The sequence below is a fragment of the Acidovorax sp. GW821-FHT11A03 genome (genome assembly GCF_058809075.1).
In genome coordinates this window covers 595,801-619,754 of record NZ_JBXASG010000002.1, presented here as the reverse complement: position 1 = coordinate 619,754, position 23,954 = coordinate 595,801, and the positions used below count along the sequence as shown (strand labels likewise).

The following is a 23,954-nucleotide window of genomic DNA, read 5'->3' as shown; positions in this document are numbered from 1 at the left end:
AACACGATGAAAATTCGCGCACAAATCGGCATGGTGCTGAACCTGGACAAGTGCATCGGTTGCCACACCTGCTCCGTCACCTGCAAGAACGTCTGGACCAGCCGCCCCGGGGTGGAGTACGCCTGGTTCAACAACGTCGAGACCAAGCCCGGCATCGGCTACCCCAAGGAATGGGAAAACCAGGACAAGTGGAACGGCGGCTGGGTACGCAGCCCGGACGGCTCCATCGCCCCCCGCCAGGGCGGCAAGTGGAAGCTGCTCATGCGCATCTTCGCCAACCCCAACCTGCCGCAGATCGACGACTACTACGAACCTTTCACGTTCGACTACGACCACCTGCAGTCCGCGCCTGAAACGAAGGCCGCACCCACGGCCCGCCCGCGCAGCCTGATCACTGGCAAGCGCATGGAGAAGATCGAGTGGGGCCCGAACTGGGAAGAAATCCTGGGCGGCGAGTTCAGCAAGCGCAGCAAGGACAAGAACTTCGACGATGTGCAAAAGGACATCTACGGTCAGTTCGAGAACACCTTCATGATGTACCTGCCGCGCCTGTGCGAGCACTGCCTGAACCCGGCGTGCGTGGCATCGTGCCCCTCGGGCTCGATCTACAAGCGCGAGGAAGACGGCATCGTGCTGATTGACCAGGACAAGTGCCGCGGCTGGCGCATGTGCGTCTCGGGCTGCCCCTACAAGAAGATCTACTACAACTGGCAATCGGGCAAGGCCGAGAAGTGCATCTTCTGCTACCCGCGCATCGAGGCGGGCCAGCCCACCGTGTGCTCGGAAACCTGCGTGGGCCGCATCCGGTATCTCGGCGTGTTGCTGTACGACGCAGACCGCATCCAGGAAGCCGCCAGCGTGGAGCGCGACCGCGACCTGTACCAGGCGCAGCTCGACATCTTCCTGGACCCGAACGACCCCGATGTGATCCGCCAGGCGCGCATCGACGGCATTCCGGACAGCTGGATGGACGCCGCCCGCAACAGCCCGGTCTACAAGATGGCCGTGCAATGGAAGGTGGCCCTGCCGCTGCACCCCGAGTACCGCACGCTGCCCATGGTCTGGTATGTGCCTCCGCTCTCGCCTATCACGGCCGCAGCCAACGCGGGCCATGTCGGTGTGAATGGCGACATCCCGGATGTGTCGCAGTTGCGCATCCCCGTGCAGTACCTGGCGAACCTGCTGACTGCAGGCGACACAGGCCCCGTGGTGCGGGCGCTGGAGCGCATGCTGGCCATGCGCACCTACCAGCGCGACAAGCATGTGGAGCAGCGCCAGAACCTTGGTGTTCTCAAGCAGGCGGGCCTGTCGATGGCCGAGGTCGAGGAGATGTACCACGTGATGGCGATTGCCAACTACGAGGACCGCTTTGTCATCCCATCGGCCCACCGCGAATATGCCGAAAACGCGTTCGACATCCGCGGTGGTTGCGGCTTCTCGTTTGGCAATGGCTGTTCCGATGGCGCCACCGAGACCAGCATGTTCGGCGGAAAGAAGCCCCGCACGATCCCGATCAAAGCCACGGTCTGAAGCACAGGCAAAGGAATCACCATGTTCAAAAAGAACCCGACCTCCGTGCGCCTGACCCTGCGCGCCCTGGGCTACCTGCTGAGCTACCCCGATGCGCAACTGCGCAGCGTGATGCCGCAGCTCATCGACGCGCTGCAGGTGGAGCAGGCCCTGACCCCCGAGCGCATGGCCGAGCTCGAAGCCGTGTGCCAGCACCTTGCGGCAATCGACCCGCTGGAAGCCGAAGCCCGCTACGTGGACAACTTCGACCGGGGCCGCCAGACCTCGCTGCACCTGTTCGAGCATGTGCACGGCGACTCGCGCGACCGGGGTCCGGCGCTCATCGACCTGCTGCAGACCTACGACAAGGCGGGCCTGAAGTTCGAAGCCGAAGAGCTGCCCGACCACCTGCCCGTGGTGCTGGAGTTCGCCTCCACCCAGCCGGTGGAAGTGGCCAGGGAGTTCCTGGGCGAAATGGCCCACATCCTGAACGCGCTGTTCAGCGCGCTGGTGGCGCGCAACAGCCCCTATGCCAGCGTGATTGCTGCGGTGCTCGAAGTGTCGGGCCAGCGCGTGCAGTCGGTGGCGCTCACGCCCGAGCCGTCCATGGACGAGGCCTGGGCCGAGCCCGAAGCGTTTGGCGGTTGCAGCACCCAGGGCCAGTCCAAGCCCGACCAGCCGCAGCCTCTGCATTTTGTTCGTACCCCCCGCGCCGAGCGGGCACCAGAAGGAGTCTCCGTATGACCGCCTGGCTTGACACCCTGTTGTTTGGCATCTATCCCTATATTTGCCTCGCTGTCTTTTTCATCGGCAGCTGGGCGCGGTTCGACCGCGACCAGTACACCTGGAAAAGCGATTCCTCCCAGCTGCTGCGCACCGGCAGCCTGCGCTGGGGCAGCAACCTGTTCCATGTGGGTGTGTTGTTCCTGTTCTTTGGCCATACCGTGGGCATGCTCACGCCGCACTTCTTGTATGAGCACTTCATCGGCGCAGGCGCCAAGCAGCTCATGGCCATGGTGTCGGGGGGCATTGCAGGCCTGATGGGCTTCGTGGGCCTGTCCCTCCTGCTGCACCGCCGCCTGTCGGATGCGCGTATCCGCGCCACCTCCAAGACCAGCGACATCCTGATCCTGGTGCTGCTGTGGGTGCAACTGGCGCTGGGTCTGGCCACCATTCCACTGTCGGCACAACATCTGGACGGCTCCATGATGATGCGCCTGGCTGAGTGGGGCCAACGCATCGTCACCTTCCGCAGTGGCGCGGTCGACCTGCTGGCCGGTGCGGGATGGATCTTCAAGACGCACATGTTCCTGGGCATGAGCATCTTCCTGATCTTCCCCTTCACCCGCCTGGTGCATGTGTGGAGCGGCTTTGGCACGCTGGCCTATGTGCTGCGCCCCTATCAGGTAGTGCGTGCGCGCCGCCTGAATCTGCCACCCGGCCACATGCAGTCGCAAGACCGCCGTGGCGCTTGATTTCGCATCACAAAAGGAGCACACCATGAGCGGATGTGGAACCGGTAGCTGCGGTTGCGGCACCAGCGCAACCAGCCAGAGCGCCCCCCAAAGCATGCTCTCCCCGGAGCAGACGGCCGCCTACGAGGCGCTCTCCGCCACGGTAGGAGCGACTGCCATGGCAGACTCGCCCGCCATGGCAACCCCTCAGCCCATGGGGCAGGCCCCGGTGGCGCGCATCAACGGCGTGGCATTGAATTCAACGGCCGAGTGGCTGGATGAGGAGGCCCTGCGCCAGCGTGCCTGCACCGAGCTGCTGCGACAGGCGGCCCAGCAAGGCGGCCTGCTGGCGCAGGACGACGTGCCGGGTGTCGAAGGCGCCATCAGCACCGAGGCCTCGAATGCCATCGAGCAGCTGCTGGAGCGCGAGCTGCCCATCCCCGACCCGTCGGAAGAAGCCTGCCGCCGCTACCACGACGCCCACCCTGCGGCACACGCCCATGGCGAGCGGGCCCAGCTGCGCCACGTGCTGTTCGCCGTGACGCCGGGCGTGGACGTGAAGCAGCTGCGGCTGCGTGCCGAGGCCATGTTGATCGACCTGCGCTGCGCGGACGATGGTGGCGCGAAGTTTGCCGAGGCGGCTGCGCAGTGGTCCAACTGCCCCAGCGGCCAGCAAGGCGGCGACCTGGGCTGGCTGACCCGCGCCGACTGCGCCCCCGAGTTCGCCCGCGAGGTGTTTGGCAGCGCCGAGATCGGCGTGCTGGCACGCCTGGTGCACAGCCGGTTTGGCCTGCATGTGGTGGAGGTGGTGGCCCGCGACCCGGGGCAGCAGCCGTCGTTCGAGGAAGTGCGCCGGGCCATCGCCCTCGCGCTGCGCCAGCAGGCCTGGGTGAACGCCCTGCGCCAGTACCTGCAGGTGCTGGCGGGCGCGGCCGTGGTGGAAGGCGTGTCGCTGGACGCGGCCGACTCGCCGCTTGTACAGTAGTTGCACCGCACGCCACCCGATTGCCTGCCCATGCCCGACGAGCTGCTTGATCGCCTGCGCCGCTTCCACAACGACGCCTTTCCCCAGTACCGCGAGCAGTTCCAGGCGCTGGTGGACGAAGGGCAGCACCCGACCACCCTGTTCATCGGCTGCTCCGACTCGCGCCTGGTGCCCTATCTGCTCACGGGCGCGGGCCCGGGGGAGCTTTTCCTGGTGCGCAACGTGGGTGCGTTCATCCCGCCGTATGACGGATCTCACGGTCACCATGGCACCACGGCGGCCATCGAGTTCGCGGTGCTCAACCTGCAGGTGCGCCGCATCGTGGTGTGCGGCCACAGTCACTGTGGGGCTATCAAGGCGATGTATGGTGAGGTTTCGCCCGAAGCGCCCAACCTGAACCGCTGGCTGGACCTGGGGCGCGAGGCCCTGCTGCCGATGCAGGCTGGCCCCGAGGTGCTGCGCCGCACCGAGCAGCGCGCGGTGGTGCTGCAGCTCGAACGCCTCATGGAGTACCCCATGGTGCGCAGCCGCGTGCAGTCAGGGCAGATCAGCCTGCACGGCTGGCACTATGTGATCGAGGAAGGAGAAGTCCATGTGTTTGATGTCAAGACGGGCGGTTTTGTGCCGGCCTCGCGGGCGGACAACAGCGGAACCGGTCCTTACCATCCGTACGTGGAGCATGATGGGCAGGTTCTTCTGGACGAGCTTTGACCTTGTCGGGCATGCTCGTGGCAGATCCGCGAGGAATGAGTCCCTCTTGATGGAACGCAAGACCTCACTGGCGTGAAACCCAAATCATCGGCCCCCATGAAACGCGAACCCCAGCCCCCCCTCAAGCCCACCTCGTCCCTGCAGCCCATCAGCCTGGATGTGCTGCGCGAGAAATACCTCAAACCCGGGGAAACCACCGCCGACGAGCTGTACCAGCGCGTGGCGCGGGCCCTGGCCTCGGTCGAAAAACCAGAACTCCGCGAAAAGTACGAAACCCTGTTCCTGGCCAACCTGAAGGCGGGCGCCATCGGGGCGGGCCGCATCATGAGCGCGGCGGGCACCGACATCCAGGCGACGCTCATCAACTGCTTCGTGCAGCCCGTGGGCGATTGCATCCAGGGTGTGGACGACGAGGGTTTCCCGGGCATCTACGAGGCGCTGCGCGAGGCAGCGGAAACCATGCGCCGGGGCGGCGGCGTGGGCTACGACTTCTCGCGCATCCGGCCCAAGGGCGCGCAGGTCAAGGGCACCGCGTCCATGGCCTCGGGGCCGTGCAGCTACATGAACGTGTTCGACCAGTCGTGCTCCACCGTGGAGAGCGCGGGCGCGCGCCGGGGCGCGCAGATGGGTGTGCTGCGCATCGACCACCCGGATGTGCACGAATTCATCACGGCCAAGCGCACGCCGGGGCGCTGGAACAACTTCAATGTGTCGGTGGGGGTGTCCGACGAGTTCATCCATGCCGTGCAGAACAGCGCGCCGTGGGAGCTGGTGCACAAGGCACGCCCCGGCACTGCCCTGCTGGCCCAGGGAGCCCGCCAGCGCGCCGATGGCCAGTGGGTCTACGCCACGGTGCCCGCGCGCGAGCTGTGGGACACGATCATGAAGTCGGCCTATGACTTCGCCGAGCCCGGCATCCTGTTCCTGGGCCGCATCAACGAAGACAACAACCTGCACTATTGCGAAGACATCGCGGCCACCAACCCCTGTGGCGAGCAGCCGCTGCCGTCGTACGGGTGCTGCGACCTCGGCCCCATCATCCTGACCCGCTTTGTGCGCCATCCCTTCGGTTTCGGGGGCGTGGCCGCGTTTGATTTCGATGCGTTCACGAAGGCCGTGGCGCTGCAGGTGCGCGCGCTGGACAACGTGCTCGATGTGACCTACTGGCCGCTTCCGCAGCAGCGCGACGAGGCCATGGACAAGCGGCGCATCGGCGTGGGCTTCACCGGCATGGGCAACACGCTGGCCATGCTGTGCCTGCGCTATGACCTGCCCGAGGGCCGCACCATGGCCGCGCGCATCGCCGAGTGCATGCGCGATGCCGCCTATGCCGCCTCGGTAGACCTGGCGCGCGAGAAAGGGGTGTTCCCCAAGTTCCAGGCCGAGCCCTACCTGTCGGAGGGCACGTTCGCCAGCCGCCTGCCCGATTCGCTCAAGGCCGCCATCCGCCAGCACGGCATCCGCAACAGCCACCTGCTGTCCATCGCCCCCACGGGCACCGTGAGCCTGGCCTTTGCCGACAACGCCTCCAACGGCATCGAGCCTCCTTTCTCGTGGATGTACAAGCGCAAGAAGCGCGAGTCCGACGGCAGCACCTCGGAGTACGCTGTCGAGGACCACGCCTGGCGGCTGTACCGCGAGCTGGGCGGCGATGTGGAGGCGTTGCCGGACTACTTCGTCTCGGCGCTGGCCATGCCGGCTGAAGGCCACATTGCGATGATGGAGGCCGTGCAGCCCTTTGTGGACACGGCTATTTCGAAGACGGTGAACATCCCGGCCGACTATCCCTACGAAGGTTTCAAGGACCTGTACCTGCAGGCCTGGCGCGCCAGGCTCAAGGGCCTGGCCACCTACCGGCCCAATGCCATCCTGGGATCGGTGCTGGAAACCCATGCCGCGCCTGAACCAGCATCTGTAGCACCCCCCGCACCTGCGGTGGACCCCATGCGTACCGTGATCGAAAGCCGCCCCCAAGGCGGCCTTTCGGCCGTGGCCGAAAAGCTCGAATACTGGACGCAGGAAGGCCACAAGACGCTGTACCTCATCGTGTCGTTCCTGCCCGTGCCCACGGGGGTTGGCAACGGTACGGTGGACCGCGCCATCGAGTTCTTCATGCCCGTGGGCCAGAGCGGTGAATCGCAGCAGTGGATCACCTCCAGCATGCGCATGCTGTCGCTGGCGGCGCGCGGCGGCTTCCTGGAGCGGGCGCTGTCCGACATGCGCAAGGTGGCCTGGGACCGGGGCCCGGTGCGCCTGGGGCAGCACCGCAAGGACGATGGCACCCTGGTGCCCATGTGGCACGACTCCGAAGTGGCGGCCATGGCCTATGCCATCCAGAACATCCTGGCGCGCCGCGTGGCCGACCCCGTGCAGCAGCAGCTGCCCCTGGACGAACCCGCGCCGCCGCCGGTGGCCGTGCCGCAGGCCATGGCGGGCAAGAAGTGCAGCGAATGCGGCGCCCACGCCGTGATCCGCAAGGACGGTTGCGACTACTGCACGCAGTGTGGACACCTGGGGACCTGTGGGTGACCTCCCGGCCGGTCATTCCCGTGCGCCCCGCGGCGGGAAAACCATCGCCTGAGGTGCTGGCCGCGCTGGACACGCGGTGGCGCTGGCGCTACCTCATGCTGGCACCGCACCGGCTGGGTTTCTTCCTGGCCATGGTGGTGCTGGTGGCGTCGGGGGGATGGTGGGCGCTGGTGCAGGTGGCCAGGTCCACCGGCTGGTGGGGCCTTTACTATGCGCTGTCCCCCACGCTCGTGCATTCGGTCGTGATGGCATTCGGCTTCATCCCGCTGTTCTTTGCGGGTTTCCTGTTCACGGCCGGCCCCAAATGGCTCGGGGTGGCGCCCCTGCCGGCGCAGGCGTTGCGCGCACCCCTGGTGGCGCAGGCCGCGGGCTGGCTGCTGTGGCTGGCGGGCGCGCATTGGCGGATTGGCGCGGCCCTCGCGGGGCTGGCGCTGGCGGCCGTTGGCCTGGTGTGGATGTCGGCGCTGTTCTGGGGCCGTGTGCGCCAGAGCCAGGCGCAGGACCAATTGCATGCGCGTGTCGTCGCGGGCGCCTGCGCGCTGGGCTGCCTCAGCCTCGCGGGCCTGTGGCTGAGCCTTGCCGTGGGAACACATGCGCTCGCCCGCGCCTGGGTGTTCACCGGCCTGTGGGGGTTTGTCGTCGTGGTCTACGTCACGGTGGCGCACCGCATGATCCCCTTCTTCACCTCCAGCGCCATGCCCATGGTGCAGGCGTGGCGGCCCTTCTGGGTGCTGTGGCTCATGCTCGCCGCCGCGCTGCTGCAGGTGCTCGCCGCCTGGCTGGAGTGGGCCGGGCTGCCCGCCACCCGGGCGGGGCCCGCCTGGACGCTGGTGCACGGCACGCTGCAGCTGGTGGTGGGGGGCGTGCTGGTCTGGCTGGCCTGCGTATGGGGGCTGGTGCAAAGCCTCAGAAACCGGCTGCTGGCGATGCTGCACATCGGATTTCTGTGGCTGGGGCTGGCTTTCGTGCTCGGAGGCCTGTCGCAGTGGCTGGCCTGGGGCTTTGGCCTGGGAACGCTGGGCCTGGGCGCGCTGCACGCGCTGACCATGGGCTGCCTGGCGTCGCTGATGCTGGCCATGGTGACGCGGGTGTCGTGCGGGCACAGTGGCCGGGCGCTGGTCGCCGACCGCATCGCGTGGTCGCTGTTCTGGCTGCTGCAGGCGGCCACGGTGCTGCGCATCGCGTCGGCGGTGCCGGGTGTTTTCGGTATCGCGTGGGCCTGGCTGCTGCCGCTGGCAGCGTGCCTGTGGGCCGTCACCATGGGCATGTGGGGCCTCCGGCTGGGCCGGTGGTATGGCCGGGTGCGGGCCGATGGCCGTCCGGGCTGAAGCACCTTTTCAAGGATATTCCATGGCTGTCATTCCCTGGCCTTTGAACCACACGCCCCGGCCCGCGCCCCCTGCGGCGCATGGCGCTGCACGCGCGGCCGCCGCGCCGGAGGATGTCGCCGCCATGGCCGCGGCGCTGATCCAGTCGCGCCAGACCATCCTGCCCAAGCGGCTGGCCGCCCCGGGGCCGAGTGCCCTGGAACTGGCGCAGATCCTCAACGCCGCGTCCCACGCACCGGACCACGGCCAGCTGGTGCCGTGGCGCTTCGTGCTGGTGCCCGAGGCAGCGCGCCCGGCGCTGGCCGATGTGTTTGCCCAGGCCCTGCGCGAGCGCGATCCCGCAGCCACGCTGGCGCAGGCCGAGCAGGCGCGCGAGAAGGCCTACCGGGCACCGGTGCTGATGCTGGTGGTGGTGAACGGGCAATGCGGCGACCCCGGCATCGACCTGTCTGAGCGCCTGGTTTCCGCGGGATGCGCGGTGCAGAACATGCTGCTCATGGCCACCGCGCAGGGGTATGGGTCGGCGCTCACGAGCGGCAAGGCCCTCACGTCGGGCGGGCTGCGGGGGCTGTTCCAGCTGGCTGCCTGGGAGCAGGCGCTGTGTTTTGTCAGCATCGGGACCGTGCAGTCGCGCAAGGCCGCGCGTGCCCGGCCCGCGGCGGACAGCTATGTGAGCACGCTCGACGCGCAGCAGGGCGTGGTGCTGCCCGGCTTCTGAAGCGGGGCGCGCCCCCGGCGATTCCTTTCATTTCATTTCATAGAAACCTTCATGGACATTTCCAGTTTTGACGACCTGCTGCAGGCTGCGCGCCTGCAGCCCGAGCCCCAGCGCCTCCTGTTCGTGTTTGCCGCGGTGGAGCTGCCGGACGACGCCAGCCCGGCCCAGCGTGCCCGCTTCGAAGCGGGGCAGGGCGGAGCCCTGGTGCCACTGATGTGCGTGGACAAGGCGCCGCAGGAGCTGCCTTCGTTCAGTGCGCTGGTGGAAGAGGCCAGCCAGTTCAGCGCCCCGGGCCATGACTGGGCCATGGTGTTCGCAGCAGCCCTGTCGGGCACGCTGGACAAGGCACCCACCAGTGCGGATGCCCAGGCGCCCCTGCAACGCATGGTCGATGCGATCAAGGGCGGGGCCCATGGGGCGTATATACCCTTCGACCGGCAGGGACAGCCCGTCCGGTTCGGTTGAGGCGCAGATGGCCTCGCCTGCCCCATCCGCCCGCCATATCCCCGGTTTCAGCGCGCCGGCCGTCGGGTTCGAGCAACCCTTCGCCATGCTGGAGGCCTGCCATGAGCGCGTGCAGCGTTCGCTGGCCTTGCTGGGCCGCCTGCGCGCCCATGTGCGCCTGCAGGGTGCCGACGAGAGAGCCCGCCAGGCGGCGCGCGACGTGCTGCGGTATTTCGACATCGCCGCACCGCTGCACCATGAAGACGAGGAACTCCACGTCTTCCCGCTGCTGCTCGCCCAGGCCGAGCCCGGGGTCCAGGCGCTGGTGCGCAGCCTGCAGGACGACCATGTCCGCATGGTGGCGGACTGGGCTGCAGCACGGGTTGCGCTGCAGGCGCTGGAACAAGGAGCCATCCAGGGATTCGCGGAATCGGAGGAGGCGCTCCTTGATCGATTTGCGGACCGCTATGCAGGCCATATCCGCCGCGAGGAGCAGGAAGCCTACCCGGCGGCGCTGCACCTGCTGGAGCCCGCTGCGCTGGACGGGATGGGACGGGAGATGGCGCGCCGCCGCGGTGCTGCCTGACACGGTGGTGCCCTCTGCAGCGCCCCCGTGTGCCGTGATTGAGCCGGGTGCCGCAGTACCCGTGTTCCGGAGCGGTTGACTAGACGGAGCGCGCGGAGCCTTGTCCCCGGAGCCTCTCAGGTCCAGAGGCCGATGGCACCCGGGTGGAGGGCGGACCGGGACTGGAGCCGTGCAGGTGTTTACCATCACGGGATGTCACTCTCTCATCTGCACCGGGACGCAACTTGACCGACGCAAAGAAACCCCATTTTGGCCAGCCCTTCAAGGTGGGATCCCTATCTTCCACACTGCCTGGTTTCAAGTTCGGAATCAACTACGGCACGGGCCTGGTATCAGGCAATAGAGTCGCCGCTGAGCCAGCCCTCCCCGATGACGCGACAGCCTGCAACACGCGGGGAAATGACTGGCTGCTGTCCAACCGGACCGCCGACGCCATTCGTGCCTACGACCGGGCCATCGCACTCAAGCCCGACTACGTTGATCCGTACTTCAACCGCGGCAACGCCCTGCTGCGCCTGCAGCGCGATGAAGAGGCGTTGGCCTCATTCGACCAGGCCATCGCGCTTTCGCCAGGGTTGGTGCTGGCGCACTACAACCGCGGAACCGTCCTGCAAACGCTGGGCCGGTTGCCGGAGGCCATGGAAAGCTACCGCCGCGTGCTGGCGATGGAGCCCGGGAATGCGCAGGCGCGTTTCAACCTGGGCTGCGTGCATCTGCAGATGAAGCAGTTTGGAGAAGTCCTGGATTGCATGGATCAGGTGATCGAGCGTGCACCATATATCCCTGAGGCTCACCACAATCGGGGCACGGCTTTACTGAGACTGGACCGGTATGCAGAATCGGTCGCAGCCTTCAGTAGGGCGCTGGAGCTCAAGCCGCAGTCCGCCGAGGCATATAACAATCGTGGAGAGGCACATCTGCAGCTCCGGGACTTCGAGCTGGCGATGGGGGATATCAGCCGTGCCATCGGGCTTCGTCCGCAGCAAGGTGAGTCCAGGTTTCTCATGGGGCGGCTCCTGCGGGAGGTCAAGCGGTACGACGAAGCATTGCAGCAGCTGTACCTGGCCCAGCGTTTAGTGGGCGCGATACCGATGCTTTCCTGCGAAATCGTCTCCGCCAAGGTGCATGGGTGTATCTGGCAGAACCTGCAGGAAGAGATTGGCGAGCTTCAGCAGGAAGTCCGTGCACAAAGACCTGCGCTGGCGCCATTTGTCGCCCTTTCTCTGTGCGACGATCCCGCTCTTCATAAGGAAGCGGCAAGCCTTTTTGGACTGCACAGCTTGCTGGCCGCCGATCTTCTTGGTGCCATTGGTCCCCGGACAGGCGACGGCAAGATTCGTGTCGGCTACTACTCGGCAGATTTTCGCAATCATCCGATCGCACATCTCATTGTGGAGCTGCTTGAAGTGCACAGCCGTGATCGCTTCGAGTGGTTCGCTTTTTCTGTAGGCCCCGATGTCCAGGACGAGATGCGCCAGCGTGTGGAAGGTGCCGTTGACCATTTCCTGGACGTGCGGGAGCGTAGCGACATCGAGATCGCTCGCCTGTCGCGGGAGTTGGGGATCGACATCGCCATTGATTTGATGGGTTTCACGCAGCAGAGCCGTTTCGGTTGCTTTTCCTATCGGTGTGCGCCTGTCCAGGTCAACTATCTCGGGTACCCTGGCACCACGGGCGTGAGCTATATGGACTATGTGATCGCTGACAAGATAGTGGTTCCTCCCAAGTCCCAGGCCCACTTTACCGAGAAGGTGGTCTATATGCCCCATAGCTACCAAGTCAACGATTCTCAACGCAGGATTGCCGCGCCGTCCTTCTCGCGGGAGGAACTGGGCTTGCCGACCACGGGCTTTGTCTTTTGCTGCTTCAACAACAACTTCAAGATCATGCCGTCGACCTTTGATGGCTGGATGCGTATCCTCCACGCCACCGAGGGTAGTGTCCTGTGGTTGTTCGAGGACAACCCCATTGCCGCGCGGAACTTGCAGCGCGAGGCGCGGATCCGGGGAATTTCCGCAGAGCGCCTGGTGTTTGCGCCGCGCATGCCCATGGAACAGCATCTGGCGCGCCAGCGGCTGGCGGACCTGTTCCTGGACACCCTGCCCTACAACGCGCACACCACCGCCAGCGATGCTTTGTGGGCGGGGTTGCCGGTGTTGACATGCATGGGCGAGTCATTCGCGAGCCGCGTGGCTGCCAGTCTCTTGTGTGCCGTGGGACTGCCGGAACTCATCACGCAGACCCAGGCCGATTTCGAGGCGCGAGCGATTGAGCTGGCCCGTGACCCCTCGCAGCTTGGGCGGATTCGCGGCAAACTGCGCAGGGAGGGCCCTGTGTCGCCGCTGTTCGATGCCAGGCTCTTCGCACGCCATGTGGAGTCGGCATACACCACCATGTACGACCGCTTGTGCCAGGGTTTGCCTCCTGATGTGATCGAGGTGTGATGCTCCCTCCTTGGCAGCCCCGAGCACCGGTGGCTGGCGCCGTCACGGGTGCGTACGCAGCGCGTGCCAATTCCACAACTTTGCTCTGACTCGAAAAATGAATCTCACCCTGTTCGGAACCGGTTATGTGGGGCTTGTCACCGGGGTGTGCCTTGCGGAACTGGGCAATGATGTCCTGTGCATCGACACGGATGCCGACAAGATTGCAGCCCTTCAGCGCGGAGAAGTGCCCATCTACGAGCCCGGGTTGCAGGAGCTGGTCGTCAGCAACTCCCGCGCGGGCCGGCTGGGGTTCTCCACCGACATGGCGCGCGGAGTGGCCCACGGTGATGTCCAGTTCATCGCGGTGGGCACTCCTTCTGCGGGGGACGGCAGTGCGGATCTGCGCCATGTATTCGATGTGGCTGGTGCCATTGCCACGCACATGACGGGCTTCAAGGTCATCGTCAACAAGTCGACGGTGCCCGTCGGTACGGGTGAAGCGGTGCACCGTGCTGTCGCTGCCACGCTGGCGCGACGCGGGGAAGGCGCGGACCCGGCCCCTGGCTACGCCGTGGTGTCCAATCCAGAATTCCTCAAGGAAGGCAGCGCGATCGAGGACTTCATGCGGCCCGACCGCATCATTCTCGGCTGCGGCGACACGCCGCAGGAGCTGCGGGCCGGCAACCTCATGCGTGAGTTGTACCGCCCGTTCGGGCATGGCCACGACCGCGTCATCTGCATGGACCGGCGCAGTGCCGAGTTCACCAAGTATGCGGCGAACGCCATGCTGGCCACGCGCATCAGTTTCATGAACGAGATGGCCAACCTGGCCGACCGGCTGGGTGTGGACATCGAACCCGTGCGCGTTGGTATCGGCGCGGATCCGCGCATTGGTGAGAGCTTTCTTTACCCGGGCGTGGGCTATGGCGGCAGCTGCTTTCCCAAGGATGTGACTGCGTTGCAGCGCATGGGCGAGGAGGTCGGGCTGCCGCTGCGATTGCTCGCGGCGGTGGCACAGGTCAACGATGGACAGAAGCGGCTGCTGGTGGACAAGCTCGCCCAGCGGCTCGGACCGGATCTTTCCGGCCGTCGGCTGGCGGTGTGGGGGCTTGCCTTCAAGCCCAATACCGATGACATGCGCGAGGCTTCCAGCCGGGTGCTGGTCCGTGAATTGCTGGAGCGTGGGGCGGTGCTTCGGGTCTTCGATCCGGTGGCCATGCAGGAGGCCCGCCGTTGCCTGGAGGAGGATCTGCACGACCGGCCCGAACTGCTCGAGCACATCAGCTATGCCCAGGATCCCATTGACGCCGCGCGCGGTGCAGACGCCTTGCTGATCGTGACCGAATGGCAGGTGTTTCGCAGTCCCAATTTCGATGCCCTGCGGGCGGCCCTGCGGCAGCCCCTTGTCGTGGACGGGCGCAATCTGTACGAGCCGCGCTCCATGCGGGCCCTGGGGTTCGACTATCTGACCGTGGGCCGCAGCGCTGCGGATGCACTCGGGGCCATGGCAGCATGACGACGGAAAAAAAAATCCTGGTCACGGGAGGCGCTGGCTTTCTTGGCTCCCATCTGTGCGAGCGCCTGCTGAAGGATGGCCATGCGGTGCTGTGCGTGGACGACTTCTCCACCGGCTTGGAAAAGAACATCGCCCACCTCCTGGCCTCGCCGCGGTTTCGTGTGCTTTGCCACGACGTCGTCCAGGCCCTGGATGCCGAAGTGGACGAGATCTACAACCTGGCCTGCCCCGCGTCGCCCGTGCACTACCAGTCCGATCCGCTGCGGACCCTGCGCACCAGCGTGCTGGGTGCCATGAATCTGCTGGAGCTGGCCCGCAAGTGCCATGCCGTGATTCTTCAGGCCTCGACGAGCGAGGTGTATGGCGACCCCGGCGTGCATCCGCAGCCAGAGTCCTATTGGGGCAACGTCAATCCCATCGGGGTGCGGGCCTGCTACGACGAGGGCAAGCGCTGCGCGGAGACCCTGTTCTTCGACTACCGGCGCCAGCATGGCGTGCGCACCAAGGTCGTGCGGTTGTTCAATACCTATGGCCCGCGCATGCGTCCGGATGACGGCCGGGTGGTCTCCAACTTCATCGTCCAGGCGCTGCGTGGGGCGGATCTGACCGTTTACGGGGCGGGGACGCAGACCCGCAGCTTCTGCTACGTGGATGACCTCGTGGAAGCCCTGGTGCGCATGATGGCCACGCCGGACGAGGTGGCGGGACCGGTCAATCTGGGCAATCCAGGGGAGTTCACCGTCCTGGAACTCGCGCAGAAAATCCTCGCAGGGACGGGCTCGTCCGCGCGGATCACCTACCACCCGCTCCCGGGAGACGATCCCCGGCAGCGGCAGCCCGACATTTCGCTGGCGCGCCAGCTGCTGGGGGGGTGGGCCCCCCGCGTCGACATTGACGCGGGCTTGCGCCGGACCATTGCCTATTTCAAGGAGGCGGACGCCGGCTGAGCCCCGGGAGGCGGAGCCAGCGCGTGCCTGGCATCCGCCCCCGCTGTGCCATTCCGCGATGCCCCCCGTTCCATTTGGAACATGTCGAGGGGCAGGAGGTGCGGGTATGGTGCCCGCCGGGGTTTGGTCCTTTCCGATGCCGATATCGAGCCCCCGTTGCCATGAATCTGTTTCTTCGTATCCTCCTGACCCTGTTGCTCGCTCTGGCTTGCGCGATCGGCTGCGCAGCCCTTCACACCCCGCTGCCCTGGATGATCGGCCCGCTGCTGGCCACTTCGGTGGTGTCCATCGCTGGCGGGCCCACGGAAAGCTGGGGGCCCTTGCGCAATGCGGGGCAGTGGACCATTGGCGCCGCCTTGGGCCTGTACTTCACGCCCCAGGTCGTGGGACTGATTGGCGGGCTCTGGTGGGCCATCGCGCTGGGCATTGTGTGGGCGCTGTTCCTGGGCTGGCTGTTCGGCGCCTGGCTGTACCGGGTGCATGCGCCGCGCATGCACGGGGTGCCTGCGCCGATGCTGCGGGCCACGAGCTACTTCTCGGGGGCCATCGGTGCGGCATCCGAAATGACCCTGCTGTCCGAACGCGAGAACGCCCGCACCGACCTCGTGGCGGCCAGCCACAGCCTGCGGTTGCTGATCGTCACGGTCACGATCCCTTTCGCGCTGCAATGGAGCGGACTGCATGGCCTGGATATCCTGCCGCCCACGGCCCGGGTGGTGAGCGCACCCGGTCTGGCGCTGATGGCGCTGCTGACGGGGGCCGGAGCCCTGCTGATGGACAGGCTGGGCCGGGCGAACCCGTGGTTCATGGGCGCGATGCTGGTGTCCATGGGGCTCACCATGGCAGGCATCACCCTGTCCGCCGTGCCCCAGGCGATGGTGAATGCGGCGCAACTGGTCATCGGCGTGAGCCTGGGGGTCCGCTTTCGTGCGGATTTTCTGCACACGGCGCCGCGCTGGCTCGTGTCGGTGGCGGTGGGCACCCTGGTGCTCATGGGGGTGTGCGCGTTGTTCGCGGCCTCGCTGGCCTGGGCGACAGGTCTGCCCTGGGTCACCCTGCTGCTGGGGACCTCGCCCGGAGGCATCACCGAGATGGCCATCACCGCCAAGGTGCTGCAGCTGGGCGTGCCGGTCGTCACGGCGTTCCAGGTGTGCCGGCTGATCGCGGTGCTGATGCTGGTGGACCCGCTGTACCGGCGGATCTACCCCGCCACCGTGGCCTGAACAGCGGCGGGCGCGTCACAATCCCACCTTTGTTGACGCTGATGGATTGTCCTGGCGACGGTCTGTGAGCGTTTCCATCCGCTGCACATCCCAGACCATGAGCATTCATTACAACTTCGGCGTACGCCCTCCCCAAGCAACGAAAGCCCAGCTAGCCGCCTGGCTGGAGCAAGCCATGCAAGCGCACCAGCAGGGACGCATTGCGCAGGCCAACCAGCTCTACAACACCATTTTGAAGAATGATCCAAAAAACGTTGGCGCCCTGCACATGCAGGGGGTGCTGGCGTACCAGGCGGGTCACCTGCAGATGGCGGTCGATCTGATCGGCCAGGCGATCAAGCTGGCTCCGGAGGATGCTGCGCCCCATGTCAATCGCGGGCTGGCCTTGGGGGCTTTGAAACGCCATGACGAGGCGCTGGCGCACTTTGAGCGGGCCATCGGCCTTCAGCCGGCGTTTGCTGCAGCGTATGTCAACCGAGGTATTACGCTGAACACGTTGTCCCGCCCGCTGGAGGCGGTGGGAAGCTACGACCAGGCAATTGCCCTTCAACCTCAGCTGGCAGCGGCGTACAACAACAAAGGCAATGCTCTGCGCCAGCTCGAACGTCTGGAGAATGCGCTGGAGTGTTACCAGCAGGCTTTTGCGTTGGACCCGCAGGACGTGGACGCCTGCCAGAATATGGGCGTACTCCATGCCAACGCAGGTCGGCAGGACGAGGCATTGCAGTGCTTTGATCAGGTCATCTTCTTGCGGCCAGAGCATGCGGAGGCGCACAATGCCAAGGGGGCGATTTTGGCGGAGCGGGAACAGTGGGGCCCCGCGATAAAGCACTTTGAAGCGGCCATCCGCGCCGATGACAAGCTGTTCCAGGCGCACAAAAACCTTGGGTTGGCGCAGCGCTGTCTCTTTCAGTTTCCGAATGCGGTGCGGTCCTTTCAAAAGGCAGCCCAGCTGAGCCCCGACGATGTGGAAATTCTGTCGTATGTGGCCCTGTCGCTGCTGGACGCGGGGCGCGACGTGGAAGCACTGGCCGCCTACGATCATGCGATCCGGTTGGCGCCCAAGAATCCCGATCTGTACTACAACCGCGCCGTTCTGCACTTCAGGGCCAACCGATGGCCGCAAGCCACTGCCGACTATGTGGCGGCGTATGAACTGAGGCCAGACATCAAGCATCTGCTGGGCTATCTGGCCTACAGCCGGCTCAAGGCCGGCGACTGGATGAACCTGTCAGACGATCTGGCGTTGTGTGAGCGGAGCATTCGGGACGGCGAATTGGGCGTGACGCCTTTCATTGCCCTTTCGCTGTTTGATGCGCCCGAACTGCACAAGCAAGTCGCGCAAACGTCCGTCAAGCAGGAGTTTCCCGCGTCCGAGGTGCTGGGGCCCAGCATGGGTCGTACTGCGGGCGAAAAGATTCGCGTTGGATACTATTCTGCGGATTTTCATACCCATGCTACCGCCTACTTGATGGCCGAGCTGTTCGAAGCCCACGACCGGGAGTGCTTCGAGTGGATTGCGTTTTCGTTCGGCACCCATGCGAACGATGACATGCGGGCACGCTTGGCTGCAAGCTTTGACCGGTTCATCGATGTGAGTGAAAAAACCGACATAGAGATCGCTCGGCTGTCGCGTGAGCTGGGCGTTGACGTTGCGATCGACCTCAAGGGCTTCACCACCGATACCCGCTTCGGCATTTTTTCCTACCGGTGCGCGCCCGTCCAGGTCAGTTACCTGGGCTATCCCGGAACCACGGGGGCTGGCTACATGGACTATGTGATTGCGGACAAAGTGGTGGTGCCGCCAGAGGCACAAATTCACTTTACCGAAAAATTGGTGTACATGCCGCACAGCTACCAAGTCAATGATTCGCAGCGCACGATCAGTGACCGGGTATTCACGCGGCACGAGCTGGGGCTTCCCACCACCGGATTTGTCTTCTGCTGTTTCAACAACAACTACAAGATCATGCCGGCCGTCTTCGACAGCTGGATGCGCATTCTCCACGCCACACCTGGCAGCGTGCTGTGGCTCTTTGAGGACAACTCCATCATCCCGGGCAACTTGCGGCGCGAGGCGCAGGCCCGGGGAATCGCTGGCGACAGGCTGGTGTTTGCGCAACGCATGCCTCTCGAATTGCACTTGGCGCGCCACCGGTTGGCCGATTTGTTCCTGGATACGCTGCCGGTCAACGCCCATACCACTGCAAGCGATGCCTTGTGGGCGGGCGTGCCGGTGCTCACACGCCTTGGGGAGTCATTTGCAGCCCGCGTGGCGGCAAGCCTGCTGCATGCGGTGGGCCTGCCCGAACTGGTGACGCGAAGCACCGCAGAGTACGAAACCTTGGCGATTCAGCTCGCGACAGACCCCGCAAGGCTTGCGTCGCTGCGCGACCAGCTCCAGTCGCAAAAAGCCCGGTCTCCGCTGTTCAACGGCCGACAATTCGCGCGAGACATCGAAGCCGCGTATGTGGCAATGCACGAGCGGCATACAAAGGGCCTGCCGCCCGAGGTGATCGAGGTTTAGGACGTGCCAGGACGGCCATAGGGCGGGTATTGATCAATTCGGGCCAGTGCGAACCTGCGAAGGCGGCAGGGCCCCAGGGGTTCAGTGCACCACCACCGGGTTCTGCGCCAGCCCCGCATAACGGTCCAGCGCGTCTTCCACTTCTTCCTGTGTGGGGGTGTCGCGCTGCCAGGCCAGGATCTGCTCCTGGAACATCTCGGCCCAGGAGCCGTCCAGGTACACCTCTTTGCCCGAACGCTTGTCCACGATTTCAAAGCCATGGCGTGCGAGCTGGGGAACGGCGGGGGCGGTGTCGTTGAGCGCCTGGGTGCTCTTTTTCTCCACGGCGTCGGGCAGCATGTGGACCACCACGAAGGATTCTGAGTCGTAGAGCATGTGCATCGTGTTCCCCTTGTCGATATAGATGTCAGATGACAGCGGGTTCGCAGAGTTCAAGGCCCAAGGCAGCTTCCGGGAAACGCTGGCAAGGTCGTAACGCCTTGTCCTACGGATCGGTGATCAGGGGGAAGCCCGCTCTGGGCTTGGCTCTCTGCTGCGTTCCAGTATTTCATGAAAAAGCGGTGCGGCCGGGCTTCCGGGGGTTTTTTACCGGTCCGGAGCTCGGGTGGCGCTCGGGCGCAACACTTTGATGCAGGAGTGGGCGCCGCAGCCGCCTGCTGTGCCGTCTTCCCTCTTGCGCAGACCAGTTTCAACCGGCCTGCCGCGACCACGCCTCACGGCGCGCCACTGCTGCGCAGCAGCAGGTCGGCGAAGTCGCCGTTGGCCTGGGTCAGCTTGATGCGCACGGGCAGGTAGTTGAGGGCGGGGGCGACCCAGAGCTCGGCCTTCTGGTCGTAGTCCTTGCGGGGCAGGCGCAGCAGCTTCAGCGCGGGGGTGGGGCCGGCGGGCAGGTCCAGGGTTTCGGGGCCTTCGACGGTGAAGGTCCAGCGGTCTGCGGTACGGGCGCTCACGGTGGTGATGGTGACCTGCGTGCCGGGCACGAAGCGGCCCGGGTCGGCCGCCAGCATGGCACCCAGCTGGATGAACAGGCTCAGCCTGTCCTGTGCGCCCGGGCCGACGGCGGCCTCGGGTGTGTTGGCGCTGAAGGTCACCCGGCCCTTGGCATGGTCGAAATGCGCGGCCTGCTCGCTGCGGGATTTGTCGGAAAACTTCTCGGGCAGCAGACCCTGGGCCGTGATGGCGCCCACGCTGCGCTGTATGCGGCTGCCCACCAGGAAGGCGCTGACCTCCTGGCGCGCTTCGTAGCGGGTGCCGTCGTGCTGCCAGAGTAGCTCGGCGCGGGCGTTGTACGCGAACTTCTTGGCCTGCCCGCTCACGTCGAACGCCAGCCGCGTGGGGGCCGGAATGCGCACGGGCGGCGGCGGGGCACCCGCGCTGCGCGCTGTGCCGGAGCCCGGGGGCGCGATGTCGATTCCGGCGATGGTGTTGGTGGTGGTGGTTTCTTCCGCAGGCGGTGCCGAAGCTGCTGGTGCCGGTGCCTCGGCCTGGGGGGTGGATGCCGGGGTGGCCGCGTCTGGCGTGGCAACGTCGGCGGCTGGCGCGGCGGTGGTGGCGTTTGCGCTGGCCTCTGCACCCGCCACCTGCACGGAGGCCCCGGGCGCCGCAACCGGCGGATCTGCCGCGGCCGGGGAGGGGACGGGCGGCGCAGGTTTCCTGCGCACCACGGGCTTGGCCGCAGGCGGCGTTGGCGTGGGCGCGGCCACTGGAGCCGCGGTGGGGGCGGGCGCGGGCGGCGGGGCTGCCACGCTGCGCGTGCTGAAGACGCGGCCCGCCGCTGGCTGCTGGGGGCTGTCCCACGCCAGGGGCACCCCTGTCAGCACCAGCCAGTGCAGGGCCAGTACCAGGGCGGTGATGAGAACCAGGGCGCGCCGTGGCATCTACAGCGATGCGTGCAGGGGGGGGCGTCAGGCGCTGCCGGCGCCCAGGTCGCTCGACAGCTGGGCGGCGGCCGCGCGCAGCGGAACGTCGATGGCGCCGTCCCATTCCGGGTCGAAGGTGGCGATGGAGCCCAGCGTGGTGATGCCCAGCTCCAGATGGCCGTCCGCGTCGAACACCGGTGCGCAGAACGCCACGATGCCGGGCAGAAGGGTGTCCACCACGCGGGCCGCGCCGCGCGTGCGCACCTCCGCCAGCAGTGCGTTCACCTCGGCCATGGTGGAGGGCAGGTCGGTGCGCCGCATCTTCACGGCGCGGGCCAGCTCGTCCTTGAGCAGCGGAGCCACCACATCGGGCGCCATGTGCGCCGCAAAGCAGCGGCCGGTGGCGGACGAGAGCAGCGGCATCACGTCGCCCAGGCGCAGGTTGGCGGTCACGGCCTGGGGCGATTCCTCCCAGTGCACGATGGTCGGGCCGTGGTTGCCCCACACGGCCAGCGCCAAGGTGTGGCCGATGCTTTCCATGAGTTCGGGCATGCGCTCGCGCGCCAGGCGCACGGCATCGAGCCGGGCCAGCGAGGCCAGCCCCAGCTTGAGGGCGGCGGGCCCCAGGTCGTAGCGCGCGGTGCGGCTGTCCTGCGTGACCAGGCCCAGGCGCTGAAAGCTCACCAGATACCGGTGCGCCTTGGCCGCGCTCATGCCGGCCGAGGCCGCCACATCCTTGAGCATCAGCGGTCCGCGCGAGCGTGTCAGCCCCTCCAGCAGGGCAAAACCCACCTCGACCGATTGAATTCCTGCACGTTCTTTGTCCATGTGCACTAAAATTTGCGAGTTTTGTTTAGTTAAATCAATTTACCCAAGCGTAATTCGTGCTGGGTGAAGACTTTCAACCCCTTGAGACAAAGGTCCTGCCACCATGAAACTCGCTACCTACAAAGACGGCTCGCGCGACGGCCAACTGGTTGTCGTCTCCCGCGACCTGGGCACAGCCCATTATGCGACCGGCATTGCCAGCAAGCTCCAGCAGGTGCTGGATGACTGGGGCTTTCTGTCGCCCCAGCTGCAGGACCTGTACGACCAGCTCAACAGCGGCCGCGCGCGCCACGCCTTTCCCTTCGACCCCGCCCAGTGCATGGCCCCGCTGCCCCGCGCCTACCAGTGGGCGGACGGTTCGGCCTACATCAACCACGTCGAACTGGTGCGAAAAGCGCGCAACTCCGAGGTGCCCGAAAGCTTCTACACCGACCCGCTGATGTACCAGGGCGGCAGCGACGACTTCATCGGCCCCTGCGATGAGGTGGTGGTGCCCAGCGAGGCCATGGGCATCGACTTCGAGGCCGAGATCGCCGTGGTGACCGGCGACGTGAAGATGGGCGCCACCGCCGACCAGGCGCTGGACGGCATCCGCCTGGTGATGATCGCCAACGACGTGAGCCTGCGCAACCTGATCCCGGCCGAGCTGGCCAAGGGTTTTGGTTTCTTCCAGAGCAAGCCCGCCACCGCGTTCGGCCCCGTGGCCGTGACGCTGGACGAGCTGGGCGACGCCTGGGACCACGGCCGCGTGAACCTCACGGTGCAGTCCACCTGGAACGGCCGCAAGGTCGGCATGTGCGACGCCGGCCCCGAGATGACTTTTCACTTCGGCCAGCTGATCGCCCACGTGGCCAAGACGCGCAACCTGCGCGCCGGTTCCATCATCGGCAGCGGCACCGTGAGCAACAAGGGCGTGACCGACGCCAGCGGCCGTACCGAATGGCCCAAGGGCTACAGTTGCATCGCCGAAAAGCGCTGCATCGAGACCATCCAGGACGGCAAACCCAGCACCGAGTTCATGAAGTTCGGCGACACCATCCGCATCGAGGTCAAGGGCAAGGACGGCGCCAGCATCTTCGGCGCGATCGACCAGACCATTGCAGCCCCCTGAGTCGCCTTCGGGGCCTTCCCCTTCAGGGGGACGCCACCAGTGGCCTGGCGGAGCCAGTTCCACGGTGGCACTGGCCTGAGGATGTGCCCGTTTCATGCGCCGTGCGCTGAACGTGTGGTATAGAGATTTTTAAGCCAAAATGGCCTCTAGCGCTTGATATATAAGCGCAAGCAGCTATCAATTGAATAGTAAAAGGAGACAGCCCCATGCACCGCAGAACCCTCTTGACCGCCCTGGCCGCCGCAGGCGCCACCTCCGCCGCCCCCTGGGCCGCCGCCCAGTCCGCGTGGCCCGACCAGCCCTTGCGCTGGGTGGTGCCGTACCCGGCCGGCGGCGGCACCGACGTGCTGGCGCGCACCGTGGCCGAGGCCATGCGCCAGACCCTGGGCCAGCAGATCATCGTGGACAACCGTCCCGGCGCGTCCACCAACATCGGCGCGCAGCTGGTGGCCACGGCCAAGCCCGACGGCAACACCTTCATGTCGGCCGACAACGCCGTGCTGGCCTACAACGAGCACCTGTTCACCAAGCTGCCGTTCAATCCCGAGAAGGACTTCACCTACGTGGGCGGCATCAGCCGCTTTCCGCTGGCGCTGGTGGTGCACCCGGCGTTCGAAGCCAAGACGTTGAAGGAATTCCTGGCCTACGCGCGCGCCAACCCCGGCAAGCTCAACTACGCATCGCCCGGCAACGGCTCGCCGCACCACCTGGCGATGGAGATGTTCAAGAACCGCACCAAGACCTTCCTCACGCACATCCCCTACCGGGGCGCGGCGCCCGCGCTGCAGGACGTGATGGGCGGGCAGGTGCCCTGCATGTTCCTGGACCTGGCCGCCGGCCTGCCCGTGATCACCTCGGGCAAGGTGCGCGCGCTGGCCATCGGCTCGGCCAAGCGCGTGGCCGCGCTGCCCGACGTGCCCACGCTGGCCGAAGCCGGTGTGCCCAACACCGAGGTGTTCGCGTTCCAGGGCATCCTGGCGCCCGCCGGTCTGCCCGCTGCGATCACGGCGCGCCTGAACGGCGACCTGAACAAGGCCCTGCTCAACCCCGCCGTGGTCAAGCGCATGAACGACTTCGGCATGGAAGCCCTGCCCGGTACGCCCGAGCAGTTCCGCGCCATGGCACGGGCCGAGTCCAAGCGCTGGGGCGAGATCATCAAGGCGGCGGGCGTGAAGCTGGACTGATCCCTCAGCACCTCGGTGCACGGAACGGTGCACTGGGTGGCCGCCTGGCCTTGACAGGCCTCGCCACCC

20 protein-coding genes are annotated in these 23,954 nt (G+C 66.1%); 17 read left to right on the top strand and 3 right to left on the bottom strand.

What is annotated here, in order from left to right:
• The first annotated feature begins 6 nt into the window (after positions 1-6).
• From narH to AC1RVY_RS06525, 15 genes are all read left to right on the top strand, one after another.
• Positions 7-1,530: a nitrate reductase subunit beta gene (narH, locus tag AC1RVY_RS06595; RefSeq protein ID WP_492805864.1), complete on the top strand. Its 1,524-nt coding sequence runs from the start codon at positions 7-9 to the stop codon at positions 1,528-1,530.
• 21 nt (positions 1,531-1,551) lie between these two features.
• Positions 1,552-2,253 carry a nitrate reductase molybdenum cofactor assembly chaperone gene (gene narJ, locus AC1RVY_RS06590; protein WP_218297308.1) on the top strand — a complete coding sequence of 234 codons (702 nt, stop codon included), beginning with the start codon at positions 1,552-1,554 and terminating at the stop codon, positions 2,251-2,253.
• Entirely contained in the window at positions 2,250-2,984 is a 735-nt protein-coding gene (gene narI / locus AC1RVY_RS06585; protein ID WP_218297307.1) for a respiratory nitrate reductase subunit gamma, read from the top strand. Before narJ ends, narI begins: the two co-directional genes overlap by 4 nt.
• 157 nt (positions 2,985-3,141) lie before the next feature.
• Entirely contained in the window at positions 3,142-3,948 is an 807-nt protein-coding gene (locus AC1RVY_RS06580; protein ID WP_492805971.1) for a peptidylprolyl isomerase, read from the top strand.
• A gap of 30 nt (positions 3,949-3,978) precedes the next feature.
• Positions 3,979-4,659, top strand: a complete 681-nt coding sequence (locus AC1RVY_RS06575; RefSeq protein WP_218297305.1) for a carbonic anhydrase — start codon at positions 3,979-3,981, stop codon at positions 4,657-4,659.
• A gap of 96 nt (positions 4,660-4,755) precedes the next feature.
• The gene (locus AC1RVY_RS06570; RefSeq protein ID WP_218297304.1) at positions 4,756-7,188 is read left to right on the top strand and encodes an adenosylcobalamin-dependent ribonucleoside-diphosphate reductase; all 2,433 of its coding nucleotides are present in this window, start codon (positions 4,756-4,758) and stop codon (positions 7,186-7,188) included.
• Positions 7,185-8,516 (top strand): NnrS family protein, encoded by a 1,332-nt coding sequence (locus tag AC1RVY_RS06565; RefSeq protein WP_492254475.1) that lies wholly within the window; start codon positions 7,185-7,187, stop codon positions 8,514-8,516. The genes AC1RVY_RS06570 and AC1RVY_RS06565 overlap by 4 nt, the downstream gene beginning before the upstream one ends.
• Before the next feature lie 22 nt (positions 8,517-8,538).
• Positions 8,539-9,234 (top strand): nitroreductase family protein, encoded by a 696-nt coding sequence (locus tag AC1RVY_RS06560; protein ID WP_492805861.1) that lies wholly within the window; start codon positions 8,539-8,541, stop codon positions 9,232-9,234.
• A 51-nt stretch (positions 9,235-9,285) separates the two neighbouring features.
• Entirely contained in the window at positions 9,286-9,699 is a 414-nt protein-coding gene (locus AC1RVY_RS06555) for a ribonucleotide reductase subunit alpha (RefSeq protein WP_218297301.1), read from the top strand.
• Positions 9,700-9,706: 7 nt separating this feature from the next.
• Entirely contained in the window at positions 9,707-10,264 is a 558-nt protein-coding gene (locus tag AC1RVY_RS06550) for a hemerythrin domain-containing protein (protein WP_492805859.1), read from the top strand.
• A gap of 224 nt (positions 10,265-10,488) precedes the next feature.
• A complete protein-coding gene (locus AC1RVY_RS06545; RefSeq protein WP_492805858.1) occupies positions 10,489-12,708 on the top strand; it encodes an O-linked N-acetylglucosamine transferase family protein in 2,220 nt (739 codons plus the stop codon).
• A gap of 97 nt (positions 12,709-12,805) precedes the next feature.
• Positions 12,806-14,206, top strand: a complete 1,401-nt coding sequence (locus AC1RVY_RS06540; RefSeq protein ID WP_492805856.1) for a UDP-glucose dehydrogenase family protein — start codon at positions 12,806-12,808, stop codon at positions 14,204-14,206.
• On the top strand, positions 14,203-15,153 hold the full coding sequence (locus AC1RVY_RS06535; RefSeq protein WP_218297299.1) for a UDP-glucuronic acid decarboxylase family protein: 951 nt from the start codon (positions 14,203-14,205) through the stop codon (positions 15,151-15,153). The genes AC1RVY_RS06540 and AC1RVY_RS06535 overlap by 4 nt, the downstream gene beginning before the upstream one ends.
• A 161-nt stretch (positions 15,154-15,314) precedes the next feature.
• The gene (locus AC1RVY_RS06530; RefSeq protein WP_492805854.1) at positions 15,315-16,376 is read left to right on the top strand and encodes an AbrB family transcriptional regulator; all 1,062 of its coding nucleotides are present in this window, start codon (positions 15,315-15,317) and stop codon (positions 16,374-16,376) included.
• A gap of 97 nt (positions 16,377-16,473) precedes the next feature.
• Complete coding sequence (locus AC1RVY_RS06525; RefSeq protein ID WP_492805852.1) at positions 16,474-18,903, top strand: tetratricopeptide repeat protein; 2,430 nt, start codon at positions 16,474-16,476, stop codon at positions 18,901-18,903.
• Between the two features lie 81 nt (positions 18,904-18,984).
• Here AC1RVY_RS06525 and AC1RVY_RS06520 read toward each other — a convergent pair whose 3' ends face one another.
• From AC1RVY_RS06520 to AC1RVY_RS06510, 3 genes are all read right to left on the bottom strand, one after another.
• Positions 18,985-19,284 carry a BTH_I0359 family protein gene (locus AC1RVY_RS06520; protein ID WP_010462989.1) on the bottom strand — a complete coding sequence of 100 codons (300 nt, stop codon included), beginning with the start codon at positions 19,282-19,284 and terminating at the stop codon, positions 18,985-18,987.
• Between the two features lie 332 nt (positions 19,285-19,616).
• Positions 19,617-20,780, bottom strand: coding sequence for a DUF3108 domain-containing protein (locus tag AC1RVY_RS06515; protein WP_492805850.1), 1,164 nt, complete (start codon positions 20,778-20,780; stop codon positions 19,617-19,619).
• Between the two features lie 27 nt (positions 20,781-20,807).
• Complete coding sequence (locus AC1RVY_RS06510) at positions 20,808-21,590, bottom strand: IclR family transcriptional regulator (protein WP_218297295.1); 783 nt, start codon at positions 21,588-21,590, stop codon at positions 20,808-20,810.
• A gap of 103 nt (positions 21,591-21,693) precedes the next feature.
• Here AC1RVY_RS06510 and AC1RVY_RS06505 point away from each other — a divergent pair, with 103 nt between their 5' ends.
• The gene (locus AC1RVY_RS06505; protein ID WP_218297294.1) at positions 21,694-22,701 is read left to right on the top strand and encodes a fumarylacetoacetate hydrolase family protein; all 1,008 of its coding nucleotides are present in this window, start codon (positions 21,694-21,696) and stop codon (positions 22,699-22,701) included.
• A gap of 206 nt (positions 22,702-22,907) precedes the next feature.
• Positions 22,908-23,885 carry a Bug family tripartite tricarboxylate transporter substrate binding protein gene (locus AC1RVY_RS06500; RefSeq protein ID WP_218341383.1) on the top strand — a complete coding sequence of 326 codons (978 nt, stop codon included), beginning with the start codon at positions 22,908-22,910 and terminating at the stop codon, positions 23,883-23,885.
• Positions 23,886-23,954: the final 69 nt, after the last annotated feature.